Genomic DNA, 18,389 nt, shown 5'->3' on the forward strand with positions numbered 1-18,389 from the left:
CACGAATGATTGTTATTTGGAAATCTCGCGATGAGAGACTGAGCTCAACTGCCATCGACTATCAGGAGCACCCATGAGCGACGCCGTACTGATCTCGCGAACCGGCGATGTGGTCACGTGGACCCTCAATCGCCCGGACACCCGCAACGCCATCTCCGAGATCGACATGATCGAGGCCCTCGAAGACGCGGTCACCGCAGTCAACCGAGATCAGAGTGTGCGCGCAGTCATCCTCACGGGGGCCGGGTCGGCTTTCTCCTCCGGCGGCAACGTCAAACACATGCGAGACAAGGAAGGCATGTTCGGTGGTGCTCCCGGCGAGATCCGCCAGGGCTACCGGCACGGCATCCAGCGCATTCCGCTCGCGCTGTACACGTGTGAGGTGCCGACCATCGCCGCGGTCAACGGCCCGGCCATCGGAGCGGGCTGCGACCTCTCACTCATGTGCGACCTCCGCATCGCCTCGACCGCCGCAGTCTTCGCCGAGAGCTTCGTCAAGGTGGGACTCATCCCCGGCGACGGCGGAGCCTGGCTGCTCCCCCGCGCGATCGGCAACGCCCGCGCCGCCGAGATGGCGTTCACCGGCGAACCGATCGACGCGACCAAGGCACTCGACTGGGGTCTGGTCTCGCAGATCACCGAGCCCGAAGAATTGCTTCCCGCAGCGCACGCTTTGGCAGCGCGAGTAGCCGCCAATCCCCCGCAGGTGCTCCGCATGACCAAGAAACTGCTCCGCGAGGGCCAGCACCAGAGCCTCGAGAGTTTGCTCGAACTCTCGGCCGCCATGCAGTCGATCGCCCATCACACTCGCGATCACCACGAAGCCGTCGCCGCGATGCTCGAGCGTCGAAGTCCTGAGTTCACCGGAGAATGAAGGCCGGCAGTCAGCTTCTGCCGGTCGGCGCAGTCCTCACCTCGATACTTTCGCTCCAGTTCGGAGCGGCATTCGCGACGACCCTGTTCTCGCAGATCGGGCCGGCCGGTGCCACGACGCTTCGGCTGACGATCGCCGCGATCATCCTCGGAGTCATCGTCCGCCCACGATGGAGCAGGTGGTCGAACCGGCAGCGCAAGGGCATATTTGCGCTCGGCGTTTCTCTGGCCGTCATGAACGGGGCCTTCTACATGGCCCTCGACACGGTGCCCATCGGAACGGCCGTCACCATCGAATTTCTCGGGCCACTCACACTTGCCGCGGTGCTGTCGAAGCGCTGGGCCGACGGTGCCTGGGTGCTGCTTGCCTTCGGCGGAGTACTTCTCCTCGGATTGGGTGATCACGGGGAATCCGGACTCGACGTCGTCGGCGTGATCTACGCACTCATTGCGGCCGCAGCCTGGGCGGGATACATCATCGCCGGTTCACACCTCGCCGCAACACTTCCGAGTGCCGACGGTCTGGCCGGTGCCACGATTGTGGCGGCCGTCCTCACCCTGCCGTTCGGTGTGGTCTCCGGAGGTTCAGAACTGCTCGATCCGAAGATGCTTGCCGCCGGCGCGGCCGTAGCCATCCTCTCGTCCGTCATTCCGTACAGCCTGGAAATGTGGGCGCTGCGATCCTTGGCCAAGAAGGTCTTTGCCGTCCTCATTGCGCTCGAACCGGCAGCAGCAGCGTTGGCCGGCGTAGTCATCATCGGACAGACACTCGACTCCATGACCCTGGTTGCCATCGGACTTGTGGTCGTGGCGGGCATCGGCACCGTTGTCATGAATCGAAAGCCCACCCCGAAATAGTCCAGGTACCGTCAGAGCACGTTCATTCCAACGCACAGGAGAACCATGACCAACCCGATCATCGCCACCGTTCTCGGACGCACCCCGCAGATCGACGAGAGCGCGTTCATCGCACCCAATGCCACCGTTGTCGGCGCAGTGACCATCGCTGCCGGCGCCAGCATCTGGTACGGCGCGGTCATTCGCGGCGACGCCGAATCGATCTCCATCGGCGCGGACACCAACATCCAGGACAACTGCACGGTGCATGCAGACCCGACGTTCCCCGCGGTTCTGGGCGAGCGGATCTCGGTCGGCCACAACGCGGTGTTGCACGGGTGCACCGTCGAAGACGACGTGTTGGTCGGCATGGGCGCAGTGGTGCTCAACGGCGCACACATCGGTTCGGGATCACTGATCGCGGCCGGCGCCGTCGTCTCGCAGGGGATGCAGATCCCGCCCGGATCACTGGTCGCCGGCGTACCGGCCAAGGTCAAACGTGAACTCTCCGAAGGCGAAAAGGCCGGGATCAGCGCCAACGGCGCCGGTTACATCATGCTCGCCAAGGCCCATCAGGACATCGAACAGGCCTGATCGACACTACGCTTGCGGCCGGAAGCAGCAAGAGCCGCGACTAACCTCGGGGCCGCAACGTACTGTTCGGCAACTCGGGTGCCGGGAGCGCCGGACCGTCGTATCCCGGCACTACGCCGAAACGTTGATCAGGGACGCTGCCGTCGAATCCAGAGGCCAGTTCGGCCTGCCACTTGCGTCGATACTCGACGATCTCTTCGTGCGTGCGGCCCATGAAGTTCCACCACATGATCACCTGCTCGCCCAAGGGCTTGCCGCCGAGCAGCAGGACCCGAGCCGGTTCGGAACCTGGATTGCGCAATGTCAGCTTCCCGAAACCCGGTGCTTGATAACCCAACTCGGCCCAGCCGACGGTGGTGCCACGCAGCACCACCGATCCTTGATCGACGATCACGCCGTGTTCGTGGGAACGCTCGACGTCGAGCGCAATGTCAGCGCCCGGATCGAGAACTATCTCGGCACCGAGCAATTCGGTGAAGGTGGATACCGGCGATTTCTCGCCGGCCAACGAGCCGAGGAACACGCTGAGCCTGGCGCCCCCAATGGTCACCGGTTCCGGTCGGTAGTGAACAAACGCGGGGGCGGTATCGCGCGCCGCGTCCGGGAGCGCCACCCACAGCTGCATGCCGTGCAGAACCTTCGTGTTCGGAGTCGAGACCTCCGAATGAGCGATACCGCTACCGGCCGTCATCAAGTTAAGTTCGCCCGGGCGCACCATCGCGTGAGAGCCGATGCTGTCGCGATGCTCGATCTCACCCGTGAACAACCAACTGACCGTCTGCAAACCGGTGTGTGGATGCGGCGGCACATGCATGCCGGGCCCCGAGCCGACGTCGTCCGGCCCGTAGTGATCGGCGAAGCACCACGCCCCGATCAGCGAACGATCGCGCTGCGGCAATGTGCGCCGCACCCGCATTGCCCGTGGGCCACCGAGCGGAACATCCCGCGGGGTGAGGATCTGAATCTCGCTGTTGTCAGGTTTGCCTTCACATTCCTGCTCTACGGGATGCATGTCGAGGTTGCTCATCTCTTCATCCTGCCTCGGGTTGCGTCAGGGTGCCCAGAACTATGCCGAGACCGCACTTGTGTCACGCGCGGCCTTCATCGACGCGTGGGTGGGCGGGTTGTCCGGGACATGCGCCGGACGACGGGCCGCGAATTCACGACGCAGAACCGGTACAACTTCCTCGCCGAGAAGATCGAGCTGCTCGAGCACCGTCTTCAGCGGAAGACCCGCGTGATCCATGAGGAACAGCTGGCGCTGGTAGTCGCCGAAGAAATCCGCGAACGCGAGGGTCTTCTCGATGACCTGCTCCGGCGAACCGACTGTCAGCGGCGTCTGCTCGGTGAACTCTTCGAGCGACGGTCCGTGACCGTACACCGGCGCATTGTCGAAGTACGGGCGGAATTCCTTGACGGCGTCCTGACTGTTCTTACGCATGAAGACCTGACCGCCCAGCCCGACGATCGCCTGATCGGCGGTGCCGTGTCCGTAATGCTCGTAGCGCTGACGGTAGAGGTTGATGAGCTCGATGTAGTGCTCCTTGGGCCAGAAGATGTTGTTCGCGAAGAACCCGTCACCGTGATACGCCGCGATTTCCGCGATCTCAGGACTGCGAATCGAGCCGTGCCACACAAAGGGTGCGATGCCGTCGAGCGGACGTGGTGTGGACGTGAAACCTTGCAGCGGAGTGCGGTACTCCCCTTGCCAGTTCACCACTTCCTCGTCCCAAAGCCGGCGCAAGAGCTGATAGTTCTCGAGGGCCAACGGAATACCCGCGCGAATGTCCTTGCCGAACCACGGGTACACGGGCGCCGTGTTGCCACGCCCCATCATGAGGTCGACGCGACCCTCCGCGAGATGCTGGAGCATCGCGTAGTCTTCGGCGATCTTCACCGGATCGTTGGTGGTGATCAGCGTCGTTGACGTGGACAGCGTGATCTTCTCGGTCTGTGCAGCGATGTAGCCGAGCATCGTGGTGGGTGACGACGGCACAAACGGCTTGTTGTGGTGCTCGCCTGTTGCGAAGACGTCGAGTCCCACGTCTTCGGCATGCTTGGCGATAGTGGTCATCGCCTTGATGCGCTCGTGCTCGGTGGGCGTGACCCCTGTCGTGGGGTCTGTGGTGACGTCACCGACTGTGAAGATTCCGAACTGCATGGCTACTCCTGTTCAGGGCGTTGATCCCTACGACTGCATGTAGATAATTTAACATTCAACCATCTGGGGCTATTCCCGCACCCTGAACAGCACTGAGGGCGGTAGGCACACCATGTGCTTACCGCCCTCAGCGCAAAAGAATACGTGTCAGTGCATCATGATCGGCGCCGCTGAATCACCCTCGGCTACAACTCGCGTCGTCTTGCTACGCGGCAGGAAGAATGCCGGGATGAAGGTCAAAGCAATCAAGACGGTAGCAACAAGGAACGTGTTGCCGAATGCGTCGGCGGCAGAACTCAGAATCGAATCGACCGTCGACGGATCCGGTCCCACCGGCGGCGGAAGGTGCGCCATGCCGACTTCATTGCTTGTCAGATCGCGATTGAGCAACTGGTTGGTGAGAACCACGGACATCACAGCGGTACCGATAGAGCCAGCGGTCTGCTGAACGATATTCATGAGTGTCGAACCGCGAGCGATCTGCTCGTTGGACAGCGTCACGATCGCGGCCGTCATCAGCGGCATCATCGTGCAGCCCATACCCATACCCATCACGAACAGGGCAGCCATCAGCATCCAGGTCGGGGAATCGGAAGCGACCTGCGTAAAGACACCCATGCCGATCAGGATCAACGGCAGACCCGTCAACACGATCTTGCCTGCGCCCATCTTGTCCACGAGTCGGCCGGCGATCGGCATGGTCAGCATTGCGCCAAGCCCCTGCGGAGCCATGAGGAGGCCGGCCTCGAGGGTCGTGTGGCCACCCACCTGGATGAAGAAACTCGGGAACAACAGACCCGCGCCCATGAACGCCACGATGAACAGTGACGTCGTGATCACGGCGACCGACAACTGCCGGTTCTTGAACAAGCGCAGGTCGATCAGCGGATGATCCTTACGCAGCGCATGGAACACAAACGCGATGATCAGAACCAAGCCGATACCGGCGGAGACCAAGACCCTGGCCGACGCGACGGTCCCTACCTCAGGGATCGACGACACACCGAAGAGGAACAGCGCCAGGCCCGGCGACAGCAGCACCATGCCGAGGAAGTCGAACGACTCCGAAGGCTGGGGCTTGTCCGAAGGCAGAATCTTGAACGCTGCCGCCAACGCAATGGCACCGATCGGCAAGTTGATCAGGAAGATCCAGTGCCAGCTTGCGACCTCGATCAGCCAACCACCGAGGATCGGTCCACCGATGGGGCCGAGCAGCATCGGAATACCGAGCACAGCCATGACACGACCGATCCGTTCCGGACCAGCAGCCTTGGTCATGATCGTCATACCGAGCGGCATCAACATGCCGCCGCCAAGACCCTGCAGAACTCGGAAACCGATCAACGACGTGATGTCCCACGCCATCGCACAGGCAACCGAACCCAGCACGAACAGCACGAGCGCGGTCATGTACAGCCGTTTGGTACCGAATCGGTCCGCCGCCCAACCCGTCACCGGGATAACTGTTGCGAGAGCAAGCGTGTACGCCGTCATCGTCCATGCCACTGTGGCGTAGGACGTATCGAATTCCTCGGCAAATGTAGTCAGCGCGACGCTCACCACGGTCACGTCGAGAATCGACATGATGGCACCGAGCACCACCACGGATGCGATTTTGAGTACCGCACCGTCTAACTTGTCGGACGCCGGTGCCGGCGCGTTCGGCGATGTCATCGCGAAATCTCCTGGGTAGATGCTCGCAGGTAGTCACCCGCGAGAATGGGCTCTAGCGCCTCGACAAGTCGAAGCCGTTCCGGCGCGGGCACGCGCGACGCAAAATCACGAAGCTGTCCACGCTTGCATTCGATGTGATTGGACGTGACCTTAACGCCGGCCTCCGACAGGGAAACCCGTTTGACGCGCCGGTCACGTTCGTCCTCACGCCGCACGACCAACCCCATCTGCACGAGGTGGTCGATATTGCGACCCGTCGCCGCCACCGAGAGCCGAAGCTCGTCGGCAACCTCGTTGATCGGGACGGGCGCATCGCACTGGCCGAGAGCAAACAGCACACGAACCTGACTGAACGAGAGATCCAACTCGATCAGTGCATCGATCGACTCCGAATCACCGGCGCTCATCAGGCGAGTGAACAACTCGTCGAGTGCTCCGAACAGGTCATCAGAATCCGAGGCGATCACCTGGCGAATAGTAGTGCGGATGCAACTATTGCCCAACCGTAACTAACGCGCAACCCGATTTCCGGTGAGCAACATCACCCTCGCAAACTCATTCCTGCACCAAAATGGCCTTTCCGAGAACTTTGCCCGTTTCCAAATCGGTGAGCGCCAAGGCCGCATCCTCCAGAAGGTATCGAGCCTTGACGATGGGACGCAACCCGTTTTCGACATGGCGCACCAGCGATGCATGCACCTCAGCAACTGCGTCGCGATCAGAACGTGTGAACTCACCCCACGCCGCCCCGACAATGCTGATGTTGCGGAACAGCACCCGGTTCAACTTCACCTCGGGAATCCCGCCGCCGGCAAATCCGATCACGACAAGGCGGCCTTCAGGGGCCAGAACGCGGACCGCCTCGTCGAAGGCGTCACCGCCGACGGGATCCACCACTATCTGCGCCCCCTTGCCGCCGGTCAGCTCGCGAACCCGCTCACCCCACCCCGGCGCCAGTGCCACCACCTCGTCAGCTCCCAACTCGCGGAGGAACTCCTCGACGCCGGCGCGTCGAACAACGGCGATTACCCGAGCACCGTGCGCCTTGGCCAACTGAATGGTCGCGGTGCCCACACCGCCGGCCGCGCCGAGAACAACTACGGTTTCGCCGGCCACGATCTTGGCGCGACGAGCCAGCGCAAACTCCATCGTCTGGTAATTGATGATCAAAGACGCGGCTTCGTCGAAATCCAAAGCGTCCGGGATTCGCAACACCTGCGAAGGGTCGACTGCTATTCGTTCCGCATATCCCCCGAGATAGGTCGCCGCAAGGACCCGGTCGCCCGCAGTGAATCCCGATTCCTCCGGCGCCGTGATCACGACACCCGAGATTTCCGCACCGGGGACAAACGGGGGCTCCGGCCGGATCTGATACTTGCCGTAGGTGATCAACAAGTCCGGAAAACAGACTCCACTGGCCTTGACGTCGATGAGAACTTTGCCGGACGCATCAGGCTCGGGGATCTCCTCGAGGTCGAGTCCTTGCGGGCCGGACAACTCGGTAACAACCATCGCACGCACAGCAACTCCTCATCGAGAAAGCAATCGGACATCATCTGTTCCCGACCTTAGCCTGCCGTCCGACCATCCCGGCCGATAGAACCGGACGCAAGGTATGGAAACTCGCTTCGCAAGGGTCGCAAGGAAATTCGCCGTCGACCACGGGCCATATGGGTTCCCATTCATTCCCTGGGTCTGTACGCTTGGGTCATATCGGGATTTCAGTTTGTTTCTGACCTCAGGTTCCGTCCTCGGAACTGGATTTCAGAGCATCTGAATTCAAATATGTCCGAACCTTGTGCACTGGAACAAGATACGGAACATCTGCCACGTCTGCGCAGACTCCACTTCTGCGGGGACAATTCACGGCACCGGTAACGACCTACGGTGGGATACCCATGCATGATGACGCCCTATACCTCTGTGCCCTGACCCATTTCGCGTCGCCGCCGCGCGAAGGTAACTCGGCAACGCAAACACTTCACGAACTCGTGTGCTACATCGCCGACATATTCGATACCGCAGCGGCAAGCATCACCGTCACCCTTCCCGATCAACCGGACATCACGTCGGTCAGCTCACCCGAATTCGATCGATGCGAACGAGAGTTTCGGATAGGGCCAGGGAGGTTACCCCGACTCGACAGCGTGCAGATCACCGATGTGCCGAGCGCCGCATACGCCTGGCCTGCCTTTGCTGCCCAAGCGAGCCACCTGGGCGTCAAAGCCGTGGCGGCGCTTCCGTTTTACCGGGAGGCGAGAATCTCGAGTGGCTCCGCGGCCCCCGCCCGAACCTCGATCGGGACGCTGACCGTCTTCTCGCACGAGATGATCATCTGGGACGACGACGATGTGAGCGCAGCCCAGGCACTGACCACCGTCGCGATGGGGTTCATACTCATGTCGCTCGAACTACACGAGCGCGAACGGGAATCCACGCAGCTGCAACATGCACTCGAAACCCGAATCGTTGTCGAACAGGCCAAGGGGATCATCTCGAAGGACCACAACACCACCATCGACTCGGCATACCAACTCATCCGCCGACGCGCACGCAGCCACAACGCGACCGTGCTGTCCGTCGCGCGGGCGATTGTCGAACTGGGACTGAAGGTGTGATCGATGCGCGTCGCTTTGGTGACACCGGCATTCCCGCCGTCCATCGGCGGAGTCGAAGACCACGTCGCGCAGTTGGCCACACATCTGAGCTCGACCGGGATCGATGTCGAAGTTTTCACCGGTAGCCGTCGAGCGGAAACGCCGGCGACCCCGCAAAAACGCGATTCGATTGTTCACCGCTACCCCGCCTGGACAACCACCGCCATGTCGGTCTCACCCCGACTTTTGGTGCGAACCATGCACCTCGACAATACTTTTGACATCGTCCACGTCCACAGCTATCACGCATCCTCCGCGTTGGCCGCATTGACCGGGTTCCGTCGGCCGGTCGTCTTCACCCCACATTTTCACGGCACCGGACACACTCGATCCACCCGCATGCTGCATTCGCTCTACCGGAAATTCTCCCGAGCGCTCTTCACCTCGAGCTCGGCCGTTGTCTGTGTCTCCGATGCAGAACTCGAGTTGGTGCATTCGTATTTCCCGGGCCTCGAAACCTACACAACTGTCATTCCCAACGGCGTCGACGCAGCTGCAGTACGCGCCGCGACGCCGTATCCCGACGAAACCGCCACGCTGTTGTTTCACGGGCGATTGGAACCATACAAGCGGGTGGATCGGATCATCGAGGCCATGGTCGAATTACCCGACACCGTCCAGCTTGTTGTCGTCGGCGACGGTTCTGCTCGAAATGCACTGGCCGCCAGTTCCGCCCGCCTCGGACTCGGCGACCGGGTGCGGTTCACGGGACGGCTGGACACTCCCGGCATGCATCGCTGGCTCCGGACGGCGAACGTGTCCATCTCCTTGTCCGAGCATGAAGCCTTTGGCATCGCCCCACTCGAGTCGGCTGCGGCAGGATCACGAATCGTCCTGAGCGACATACCAGCTCATCGTGAGATTGTTCGGAGATTCCTCGGTACCGGAGCAGTCCTGATCCCACCGACTGCAGGCGCCACATCCATAGCCCGTGCGATCGCACTTCAGTTGAGTGCCGGCACCGGCGACGACGTGGTATTGCCTGACTGGGCCGGCGTGGCGACCGCAACAGCCCAGGTGTACCGACATGTACTCCGAGGGGAGCCGTAGCGTGGAGAGTCGCCGAGGAGTAAGTTCGAATTAGTCGGCATGCCCTTGTTCCCTGGTACTTCCGCACCGATATTCGGAGCTGCCCCTGATTCCCGGTAGCTCGTCCCTCCCCGCACGGACGAGTCAGGTGGCACCCGCAATGAATCAGCCTTCGTTTCCGCACAGCCAGCCGCTGGTCAGCCTCTCGATACTGATGCCGGTCTTCAACGAGGAACGCACGCTGAAGGCAGCAATAGACCGCGTATTCGCTGTACGTTATCCGTGCCGGATGGAGCTGATAGTCGTCGACGACGGCAGCACCGATCGCACCGCACGAATTCTCGAAGCTCAGCGATCAGACGCTCGGACATCGAAAGACATTGTCGTAGTGACCCATCCGGTCAATCGCGGTAAGGGCGCGGCAATTCGAACCGGGTTGGACTACGCCGCCGGAAGTCACCTCGTCATCCTCGACGCAGATCTCGAATATCTGCCGAGCGATATTCCGTCGCTGATCGCACCGGTACTGGCCGGATACTCCGATCACGTGTTCGGCGCGAGGGTCCGCGGAGTCAACGCCTGCTTTCCGTCATTTCGGTTTGCCATCGGAGGCCGCGCAACAACCTTGTTTGCCAACGTGTTGTACGACGCTTGCCTGACGGACATGCACACTTGCCTCAAACTCATCCCGACCGATCACCTGCGCTCCCTGACATTGACGGAGGGCGGTTTCGGCCTCGACACGGAAATGACAGCGCGATTACTGCGGTGCGGTATCCGACCTCTCGAGGTGCCTGTGTCGTATCACGGACGATCCGTGTCGGAGGGCAAGAAAATCACCTGGCGAGATGGTGTTGTCTGCCTTGCCGTCCTGACTCGGATTCGGGTGCAGCACCGACCGGACATCGCACCCATTGTGCACCGGATCTCGGTAGTCGCAGCAGCACAAAATGATCCGCCCAACAATCCACCCAGCAGTCCGCCCAAGGTTCTGCATCTGCCGAAGGCTGCGGGGTGAGCAGCGTGAACGCGGAAGGCAGACTCGAGGTAGTGCTCGTGGGTCCGGGCTTTCACTTCCTCAGTGGGTTGTCGGCCTACACCTGCACACTTGCGAACGAACTGAGTCGCGAACACGATGTGTCGGTGCTCCTGCTACGCCGGGTCATCCCGCGGCGGTTGTATCCGACTACTCGTCGCTCACCGAATACCGGAACCGCGCTTCGCTACGGCAACAATGTCACTCGCATCGGCGAACTCGACTGGTACTGGTTTCCCGGCCTATTGGGGGCCCTGGCTCGGCTTCGCTCGACAAAGCCGAATCTGGTTGTACTGCAATGGTGGACTGCCGCGACACTCCACACCTATATCCTCGTCGCTTTGTTTGCCCGGGTACTCGGCATTCGTGTGGTTGTCGAGTTTCACGAGACTCAGGACACCAGTGAGGCTTTGGTCTTGGGCGTCGATATGTACTGTCGACGCGGTATGCCCCTTCTGCTGTCGCTCGCCCATGGCGCGCTCGTCCACAACAACCATGATTTAGAGTTACTGCGCAGAACATTCGGCTCGCGTCTGTTCGACCGGCTCGACATCGAAACAGCACCCCACGGACCGTACACACACATCGCCGATTCCCCCGCCGATTCCCCGGCTTCTCACGATTCCCGCAGTGGGCCAACCCGACTGCTCTTTTTCGGCCTCATCAGACCGTACAAGGGACTCGACGATCTCCTGGTGGCCTTCAACCAACTCAGCGCCGAGCAGGCAGCACAGTTTCACCTCACGATCGTGGGTGAGACCTGGGAGAACTGGCAGGCCCCGGCAGCACTGATATCCGCCAGTCCACACCGTCGGCGCATTACCTTCGTGAATCGCTACGTCAGCGACGCCGAGGCAGGCCAATTCTTCCGCGATACAGACGTAGTGGTGCTTCCCTATCGGCGCGCGTCGGCAAGCGGTCCGCTGCAGATCGCAATGCACTCGGGGCTACACGTCGTGCTCTACGCGGTGGGCGGACTGGTCGAAGCAACTCGCACCTACGAAGGCGCCCATCTGGTCGAACCCGACAACGTCGACGCACTCCGTCGTACCTTGATGTCGATTCCGCCGGACCGCCATCGACGATTCACCGACCACACGTCGTGGTCGACCACCCTGCGTGCGATCGAACGGTTGGCGCGATCATGATCGCACTCGTCCCGGTCGATGCCGAACAAACTCCGCGGCATCGGTTCTCCGACACTTCACGCTCGGCGCTGCGGTCGTGGACATCGACAGGCATCCTCCTTGCACTCGGAATACTCCTGATCGGTGTGTCGTACCGGATGTCGTCCGACGGTTCACCGCCGAATGTCTACTACGCAACCTTCTGGGCCGGTATGCTGCTCGGGGTTATTCCGCTGGCAGCCAAACTGGCGGCTTTCGGGACAACAGTCAATCAACGCATCGGCGCGATAGCGTTGCTCGGACTCTTCACGGCAGTCCCGAAGTATCTCCGAAACCCTTTCGGTCCGTCGTATCACGACGAGTATGCGCACTGGCGTGAATCCGTCGACGTCATGTCGAGCGGCCAACTGTTCCCACCCAATTCGATCATCCCGATAGTCGAATACTTCCCGGGTACGTCAGCCCTGTCCGCCTCGATCGCTCAGCTGACCGGACTTTCGGCCTGGTCCGCCGGCGAAGTGTTGATGGTCGTCACCCACGTGATGACAATTCTCGGTGCATACGTCCTTGGAACGTCGCTACTGCGCTCCGCCCGTGCAGGTGCCGTGGCAGCGCTGATCTACGCCCTCAATCCGTCTGCCATCTATTTCGACACTCAATTCGCGTACGAGGGTGTTGCCATCACATTCTTCATGTGGGCGTTGGCTTTGACCTCGATTGCCGCACGGTCGGACGATCGTCGTCGTCGAATCGCTTTTCTGTCGATCGCGGTCACGTGCGGCGCCGTATGCGTCGTGACCCACCATCTGACCACCATCGCCTTGCTCCTGATCTCGGGTGCAATCGCCGTCACTGTCACCGCATTCGGGTTTGTACGCGCACACCAAAGGCCATACGCATGGTGGGTTCTGCTGAGCGGCACCGCGGCCGTCGGCGCCGCCTGGCTTGTCTTTGTCGCATCACCGACCGTGAGCTACCTCTCGCCGTATCTCGCCAACTCGGTGACTCAGTTGAGCAGCATCGCCACGTCACAATCGAGTGGCCGCGAACTGCTCGCCGCCAATGTTCAACCACTCTGGGAACGAGCCTTCACCGCCGCCGCCCCGGCAGCGGTGGCCGCGATATTTGCGTTGGGCCTGTTGGTCATCGCGCGCGTGCGGGGCAAAGTCACGTCCGCAACCCTCGCGTTCATCGCCATCGGGGCCGTCTACTTCCCGTCGGTTCTGTTTGTGCTGGCCCCATCGGGCGCAGAGGGGGCCAGGCGCTCGTGGGCGTTCAGTTACGTCGGGGTGGCAGTGATGTGCGCCCTCGTCGTCGCGTTCCAGGATCGGTTGCCACGCATCGTGATCCGGTTCCGGAAACTGATCTCGCTCGCCGTCCTGATCGTCTTGCTGATCGGCAATGTCGGCGCCGGCCTCAACGATCCGTACCGCTTTCCCGGCCCGTTTCTCTGGGGCTCGGACACCAGATCCGCGAGCTCCGAAGCTCGGACGGTGGCCGAACACATTCGACTGAGAGAAGGTCGCGTGCGCGTCGTGACCGACCGATACACAACGCTGGCGCTGGCGGCGTACGGCGAACTCTACGTCTCCGAACCGTCATCCGACTTTCCGGTGTGGGAGCTGACCCAGACCGACACCGACCCCGATACGAAGCTCGCTACCGACCTGGCCGGGGCAACCTACGACTACCTTGTCGTCGATACCCGAATGGCGGATTCCCCACCCTTCAACGGGGACAACTACGGCAGCGGAGATCCCCTGGCCGGCCTGCCGACACCGCCGTCGTACCTCGCCCGACTCGACCACGCGCCATGGGCGTCGCTGATCATGTCGACCGAGCATCTCCGGGTCTACCGCCTCGATTCGGCGAGCGTCGGCACCGAACTGACCGATCTGACAGGAACGCCATGAAACGCACTGACATTGCCACTCGGAGTCGCCAAGTCCTGGACGTGGTCCTGACCTCCGATCTCCTTACCGGAGTGAGGGTTTCCGCCGTGGTCGCGGCCGTGTCTCTCGCCGCGGTACTGCTCCGGGCTCCCGTGGAACTTCGGGTGTGTGCAGTGGCCGCACTCCTCGTCATACCGGCGTGGGCGGCCGCGGCGCTGATCCTCGGCAAGACGCCCGGTAGTACCGACACCCGCTTCGACGGACTCGAAAAACCGCTGCGCGTACTTCTTCCAGCCCTGTTTACCCTCATCATCCTGCTCGAAACCGTTCTGGCACTTGGCCCATTGGGATTTCAACTGACCACGTCAACCATCGCACTGGCACTCTTTGCCGTATCGGCGGTGATGTTATCCCTGTTGGCCATTCGCATCCGGCAGTCTCCGCGGAAACCTGAATCGCGCGCAGCCCCCGACGTAACGTGGCGCCGAGTCGGGAAAACCGCACTGGTCTCGCTCGCGTTGACGGCCCTGTGCGTCGGCGCGTTGATCGGAGCGCTCGCGATGCAGACAACGCAGCCCGAACGGTATGTCAACACGATTCTCACCGGCCCCGACACTGCCATCGCTGGCCAACTCGCAGTGGCACCCGGTTCTCCGGTCGACATCGAATGGACTTCGTACAGCTACGGATTCCTCTTTCCCACCCTGCCGCCGGACGTGTCCGCAACCATCGGCGGCGTCTCACCAACCGATCCGCGGTTTGTGACGACACCACCGACCGCACCCTTCGACACCAACACCAATGCCCGCAGCGCCCAGGTCGGAACGGTGTCGTTCCTCGCACCGAACGAGCCCGGCCGGTACCGCGTCGCGATCGACCTCACGATAGCCCAGACCCCCGACACCGTCGGTGTCGGACCGACATCCCTCGTGCTCTATCTCTCCGTGGCGCCCTGATGAAGGTGACACTCGGCTCTCTCCCCCAGATCGCGCGGACCCGAATAGCCGAAGACTCGATGCTGCGCAACAGTTCTTACATGATGGCGAGCACCGTTCTCACTTCCCTCATGGGCTATGTGTTCTGGCTTGTTGTTGCTCACACGACATCAACAGCGGACATCGGAGTCGGAGCGGCCACCACCAGCGCCATGCAGGCGACGGCATTGATCGCCAGCGTCGGCGCTGCCACCGCGATGGTCGAGTGGTTACCGCGCACGCTCACGGTTGATCGCTGGCGGCGAATACTCACCGCCGCAGTGACAGTCGTGATCGTGACTGCGGTGTCCGGGTCCGCAGTCGTGGTTCTCACCTTGGGATACGTTCTGGACACCCTCCCGTCGCTGAGCACCGCCGTTGCCGCAGCGGCATTCACGATGGGAGCCACATTCTTCGCTCTCGGCACGCTGGCCGACTGTGTGGCAGTTGCGCTACGCCGCAGCGGACTGCTCCTCGCGCGCAACATGCTGTTCACCGGCTTACGCATTCCGTTGCTGTTCTTTCCGGTGCTCATCAATGGCACTCACAACCAGATTCTGACGGCCTGGAGCGCGTCCGCGGTGATATCGGTAGTGTTCTCGACGTTCTGGTGCAGACGAATTCGCGGTGAGCACAGCATGCGGCCGCTGTTCGGACACCTCGTCTCCGACGTCCGGGACATGAGCGCGTCGCTTCTGGGGCAACACGTCGTGACTGTGGCTGCGAGTGTCACGTCATTCGTGCTGCCGATCATCGTGCTCGCCAGACTGTCCGAATCCGACGGCGCCTACTTCTATGCGACCTGGATGCTCGGCGCGGTGTTCTTCATGATCAGTCCGTGTATCGCGATGTCGCTGTTCGCCGAGACCGCAACAGATCCCGAAGACATCCCGGCTCTCGCACGGCGCTGCAGTCGGATCATCGCCGCGCTGCTCGGCCCGCTGATCCTCGTCTACCTCATCGGCGGCGGTTGGGCCTTGCGGGTATTCGGCGAGTCGCACAGTGCCCACGGGAAAATGCTGCTGATCGTGCTTACCCTCTCTGCCATCCCGGACGCCGTCACCAACATCGCGGTGGCAGTTCTGCGTGCAGTCGGCAGGCTGCGCGAGGCAATGACGCTCAACGTGTCGATGCTGCTGATGTGCCTGGCGCTCTCCTGGATCCTGTTGCCCTCCATGGGGATTGTTGCTGTCGGAATCAGCTGGCTCGCAGCGCAGAGCCTCGGCGCACTCTGGGCGTTGGCGCGGTGGCGTTACATCATCGTGCCCGCACAGCAGAGGGTTCTTCGGTGAAGGGGGTTCGCCGGTGAAGGTCCTCGTGGTCTCCGACAGCTACCCACCGGCGGCCGGGGGACTCGAACGTGCCGTGCATGCACTGGCCACCGGATTGGCCGGCGACGGAACCGAAGTCACAGTCGCCACACTCAGCCGAGGCGGCACAGCCTCGCATTCGCTCGAAGGCCTGGTCATGGTCCACCACCTACCTGGTTGGACGCGATTCCTGCGACCGTTCACCTCCGACCCCACCCACCAATTTCATCCCACCGCACCCGATCCCGCACTGACACGGCACCTCCAGCGCCTTGTCGATCGGCTACAACCCGATGTAGTGCACGCCCACGGATGGATCCTGCACTCGTGCCTGCGCTTGCGCTTACCTCGGCAAACCGCACTGGTAGTCACTCTCCACGACTACGGACTGAACTGTGCCAAGAAAACTCTGGTACCCGCGAACGCGCTCGACACCGTATGCCCGGGCCCAGGAATCAAGCGGTGCCTTCGGTGCGCAAGCGAGTTCTACGGGGCACCGAAGGCCGTGCCACTTGTCCTCGGACTGGCCGAGAGCCAACATCTTCTCGATCGCGTCGGGCTCTTTCTGCCGATCAGCACAGCAGTGGCGCAATCATGTCTGAAGGGAGTCAATCCGGATCGGGTAGCCGTAATACCGTCGTTTGTACCCGACGATGTCGGTGACGAGGGGCTCGGTGACGAGGGGCTGGGTGACGAAGGGCTGGGGAATGGCACAGCCGATTTCCTCCCGTCCACCGACTACCTCCTCTTCATCGGTGCCATCGGCCCGCACAAGGGAATCACGACACTGCTGGACGCGCAGCGGCTCATGCCCACGCCGATTCCACTGGTCGTGATCGGAATGCAACGCCCCGATACTCCGTCGATGACCGGCGACTCCGAACGCCGAGTGATCGTGCGCACCAACGCCGGACACCAACAGATCATGGCTGCCATGCGAAGGGCTCGCGTGGTCTGCGTCCCCTCGAGATGGGCGGAACCACAAGGACTTGTTGCCATCGAAGCGATGAGTGCGGGAACCCCGGTTGTCGCGTCCGACATCGGCGGGCTACGGGACGTGATCGACCACAATCGCTCCGGACTGCTTGTTCCTCCCGGCAATGCCGCCGAACTCGCCCGGGCACTTGAACTGCTGCTCAACGATCAGGCCCTCCACACACGTTTGGCTGACGGTGGAAGGACCAGGGCCCGCGCCTATACCGAATCGACAGTCCTGCCGCAGGTTCGACGCGCCTACGCTAGAGCAATTTCACGGCGTGCCGTATGAATACTTCGGCGTCGTCCCGAATTCTGCACAATCGCAACAGCATACGCATTCCACCACACACTCGACGGCGGCTCACCGCGATTGCACGTGCCATCCGATTCGCCGGGATGTTTGACCCACAAATACGCGTCCGCGTGCGCTGCCTGGGTTTGTGTTGTCGGGGCCGACCCTAGCGCGCGATCCGGAGGATTGCACCAGTTGAGCGGCCCTTCGGGCGGTGGTCCGGCGCCGTTGCGTGACGTATCGACGACGTAGGTCTTTCCGCCGGTCAGCGCCGATACGGACTCGCCGTATGCTTCCTGCTCCGCTGTCGTGTAGAAGTTGGCGACATTGAGACTGAACCCCCTGGCTCGATCAACGCCGGCCGATCCCAGTCGGCTCGCCAGCTCAGGTGCATCCAGCCATCGAGAATGACCACCGTCGATGTACACCGCCGTATTCGGTTCCGCAGAAAGAGCATTCACCGAATAGCGAAGTAGATCCATTCGTTCCGTAATCTGTTCCGAAGACAGGCACGATCGGTCGGTGAGCGCGTCCGGTTCCACGATCACGACGGCTTCGCGGCTACCGATTCCGGCCGCGACATTGTCCGACCAGGTCCGGTAGTCCGCGCCGTTGCTGTACCCGCCGGCAGAGAAGGAACCGCAGTCGCGCTGGGGAATCGCATAGGTGACCAACACCGGAACAGCACCCGCACTCGCCGCGCCGTCGACGTAGCGCCCCACCTGGTTGGCAACCGCTGACGGCGGAGATGTTGCACTGAGCCACAATGCCTGCGGTGTGTCGGCCAATCTGGCAACGGTCGAGGCGGTTTCCGGGTAGTCGACCATCGCGCGCGCCGCACTCGAATTCGGGTCGACGTAGAAAGCTCCGGACGCGACCTGCTGCAGAGTAGCCAGGTCGTCTCGCGCCCCAGCCGCACAACAACTCGAACCTGTCATGAGCACAACCGCGCAGG

General features: G+C 62.0%; 17 protein-coding genes. 11 read left to right on the forward strand and 6 right to left on the reverse strand.

What is annotated here, in order from left to right; all coding sequences use genetic code 11:
* Nucleotides 1-73 precede the first annotated feature (73 nt).
* The 3 genes from FEZ60_RS13300 to FEZ60_RS13310 are packed head-to-tail and all read left to right on the forward strand — an operon-like array spanning nt 74 to nt 2,304.
* Nucleotides 74-874 carry a crotonase/enoyl-CoA hydratase family protein gene (locus FEZ60_RS13300; RefSeq protein ID WP_033236429.1) on the forward strand — a complete coding sequence of 267 codons (801 nt, stop codon included), beginning with the start codon at nt 74-76 and terminating at the stop codon, nt 872-874.
* Nucleotides 871-1,731 (forward strand): EamA family transporter, encoded by an 861-nt coding sequence (locus tag FEZ60_RS13305; protein ID WP_033236430.1) that lies wholly within the window; start codon nt 871-873, stop codon nt 1,729-1,731. Before FEZ60_RS13300 ends, FEZ60_RS13305 begins: the two co-directional genes overlap by 4 nt.
* A gap of 45 nt (nt 1,732-1,776) precedes the next feature.
* A complete protein-coding gene (locus tag FEZ60_RS13310; protein ID WP_033236431.1) occupies nt 1,777-2,304 on the forward strand; it encodes a gamma carbonic anhydrase family protein in 528 nt (175 codons plus the stop codon).
* A 40-nt stretch (nt 2,305-2,344) separates the two neighbouring features.
* Here the strand turns inward: FEZ60_RS13310 and FEZ60_RS13315 are convergent, their stop codons facing one another.
* The 5 genes from FEZ60_RS13315 to FEZ60_RS13335 form a co-directional block, all read right to left on the reverse strand.
* Nucleotides 2,345-3,331 carry a pirin family protein gene (locus FEZ60_RS13315; protein ID WP_172936270.1) on the reverse strand — a complete coding sequence of 329 codons (987 nt, stop codon included), beginning with the start codon at nt 3,329-3,331 and terminating at the stop codon, nt 2,345-2,347.
* Nucleotides 3,332-3,370: 39 nt separating this feature from the next.
* Complete coding sequence (locus FEZ60_RS13320) at nt 3,371-4,465, reverse strand: LLM class flavin-dependent oxidoreductase (RefSeq protein ID WP_033236433.1); 1,095 nt, start codon at nt 4,463-4,465, stop codon at nt 3,371-3,373.
* Between the two features lie 147 nt (nt 4,466-4,612).
* On the reverse strand, nt 4,613-6,139 hold the full coding sequence (locus FEZ60_RS13325; protein WP_033236434.1) for a DHA2 family efflux MFS transporter permease subunit: 1,527 nt from the start codon (nt 6,137-6,139) through the stop codon (nt 4,613-4,615).
* The gene (locus FEZ60_RS13330) at nt 6,136-6,606 is read right to left on the reverse strand and encodes a MarR family winged helix-turn-helix transcriptional regulator (protein WP_346343357.1); all 471 of its coding nucleotides are present in this window, start codon (nt 6,604-6,606) and stop codon (nt 6,136-6,138) included. The genes FEZ60_RS13325 and FEZ60_RS13330 overlap by 4 nt, the downstream gene beginning before the upstream one ends.
* Before the next feature lie 88 nt (nt 6,607-6,694).
* Complete coding sequence (locus FEZ60_RS13335) at nt 6,695-7,660, reverse strand: NADPH:quinone oxidoreductase family protein (RefSeq protein WP_033236436.1); 966 nt, start codon at nt 7,658-7,660, stop codon at nt 6,695-6,697.
* Nucleotides 7,661-8,037: 377 nt separating this feature from the next.
* Here FEZ60_RS13335 and FEZ60_RS13340 point away from each other — a divergent pair, with 377 nt between their 5' ends.
* From FEZ60_RS13340 to FEZ60_RS13375, 8 genes are all read left to right on the forward strand, one after another.
* A complete protein-coding gene (locus FEZ60_RS13340) occupies nt 8,038-8,757 on the forward strand; it encodes an ANTAR domain-containing protein (RefSeq protein WP_052683643.1) in 720 nt (239 codons plus the stop codon).
* Nucleotides 8,758-8,760: 3 nt separating this feature from the next.
* Nucleotides 8,761-9,846, forward strand: a complete 1,086-nt coding sequence (locus FEZ60_RS13345) for a glycosyltransferase family 4 protein (protein WP_172936271.1) — start codon at nt 8,761-8,763, stop codon at nt 9,844-9,846.
* A gap of 139 nt (nt 9,847-9,985) precedes the next feature.
* On the forward strand, nt 9,986-10,843 hold the full coding sequence (locus FEZ60_RS13350; RefSeq protein WP_172936272.1) for a glycosyltransferase family 2 protein: 858 nt from the start codon (nt 9,986-9,988) through the stop codon (nt 10,841-10,843).
* Nucleotides 10,840-12,009 (forward strand): glycosyltransferase, encoded by a 1,170-nt coding sequence (locus tag FEZ60_RS33125; RefSeq protein WP_172936273.1) that lies wholly within the window; start codon nt 10,840-10,842, stop codon nt 12,007-12,009. The genes FEZ60_RS13350 and FEZ60_RS33125 overlap by 4 nt, the downstream gene beginning before the upstream one ends.
* Nucleotides 12,006-13,901 (forward strand): hypothetical protein, encoded by a 1,896-nt coding sequence (locus FEZ60_RS13360; protein WP_172936274.1) that lies wholly within the window; start codon nt 12,006-12,008, stop codon nt 13,899-13,901. The genes FEZ60_RS33125 and FEZ60_RS13360 overlap by 4 nt, the downstream gene beginning before the upstream one ends.
* The gene (locus FEZ60_RS13365; protein WP_172936275.1) at nt 13,898-14,836 is read left to right on the forward strand and encodes a hypothetical protein; all 939 of its coding nucleotides are present in this window, start codon (nt 13,898-13,900) and stop codon (nt 14,834-14,836) included. Before FEZ60_RS13360 ends, FEZ60_RS13365 begins: the two co-directional genes overlap by 4 nt.
* The gene (locus tag FEZ60_RS13370; RefSeq protein ID WP_172936276.1) at nt 14,836-16,146 is read left to right on the forward strand and encodes a hypothetical protein; all 1,311 of its coding nucleotides are present in this window, start codon (nt 14,836-14,838) and stop codon (nt 16,144-16,146) included. Before FEZ60_RS13365 ends, FEZ60_RS13370 begins: the two co-directional genes overlap by 1 nt.
* A gap of 13 nt (nt 16,147-16,159) precedes the next feature.
* Nucleotides 16,160-17,431: a glycosyltransferase gene (locus FEZ60_RS13375; protein ID WP_172936277.1), complete on the forward strand. Its 1,272-nt coding sequence runs from the start codon at nt 16,160-16,162 to the stop codon at nt 17,429-17,431.
* Here FEZ60_RS13375 and FEZ60_RS13380 read toward each other — a convergent pair.
* Nucleotides 17,398-18,372: a glycoside hydrolase family 6 protein gene (locus FEZ60_RS13380; RefSeq protein ID WP_242484597.1), complete on the reverse strand. Its 975-nt coding sequence runs from the start codon at nt 18,370-18,372 to the stop codon at nt 17,398-17,400. The genes FEZ60_RS13375 and FEZ60_RS13380 overlap by 34 nt on opposite strands.
* Nucleotides 18,373-18,389 lie beyond the last annotated feature (17 nt).

The organism is Rhodococcus sp. MS16 (genome assembly GCF_013277795.1).
GTDB classification, from domain to species: Bacteria; Actinomycetota; Actinomycetes; order Mycobacteriales; family Mycobacteriaceae; genus Rhodococcus_F; species Rhodococcus_F globerula.

Coding starts and splice junctions, on each gene's coding strand:
- FEZ60_RS13370 (WP_172936276.1), top strand. CDS start 14,836: ATGAAGGTGACACTCGGCTCTCTCCCCCAGATCGCGCGGACCCGAATA.
- FEZ60_RS13340 (WP_052683643.1), top strand. CDS start 8,038: ATGCATGATGACGCCCTATACCTCTGTGCCCTGACCCATTTCGCGTCG.
- FEZ60_RS13305 (WP_033236430.1), top strand. CDS start 871: ATGAAGGCCGGCAGTCAGCTTCTGCCGGTCGGCGCAGTCCTCACCTCG.
- FEZ60_RS13310 (WP_033236431.1), top strand. CDS start 1,777: ATGACCAACCCGATCATCGCCACCGTTCTCGGACGCACCCCGCAGATC.
- FEZ60_RS13360 (WP_172936274.1), top strand. CDS start 12,006: ATGATCGCACTCGTCCCGGTCGATGCCGAACAAACTCCGCGGCATCGG.
- FEZ60_RS13365 (WP_172936275.1), top strand. CDS start 13,898: ATGAAACGCACTGACATTGCCACTCGGAGTCGCCAAGTCCTGGACGTG.
- FEZ60_RS13315 (WP_172936270.1), bottom strand. CDS start 3,331: ATGAGCAACCTCGACATGCATCCCGTAGAGCAGGAATGTGAAGGCAAA.
- FEZ60_RS13350 (WP_172936272.1), top strand. CDS start 9,986: ATGAATCAGCCTTCGTTTCCGCACAGCCAGCCGCTGGTCAGCCTCTCG.
- FEZ60_RS13300 (WP_033236429.1), top strand. CDS start 74: ATGAGCGACGCCGTACTGATCTCGCGAACCGGCGATGTGGTCACGTGG.
- FEZ60_RS13345 (WP_172936271.1), top strand. CDS start 8,761: ATGCGCGTCGCTTTGGTGACACCGGCATTCCCGCCGTCCATCGGCGGA.
- FEZ60_RS13320 (WP_033236433.1), bottom strand. CDS start 4,465: ATGCAGTTCGGAATCTTCACAGTCGGTGACGTCACCACAGACCCCACG.
- FEZ60_RS13380 (WP_242484597.1), bottom strand. CDS start 18,372: ATGACAGGTTCGAGTTGTTGTGCGGCTGGGGCGCGAGACGACCTGGCT.
- FEZ60_RS13325 (WP_033236434.1), bottom strand. CDS start 6,139: ATGACATCGCCGAACGCGCCGGCACCGGCGTCCGACAAGTTAGACGGT.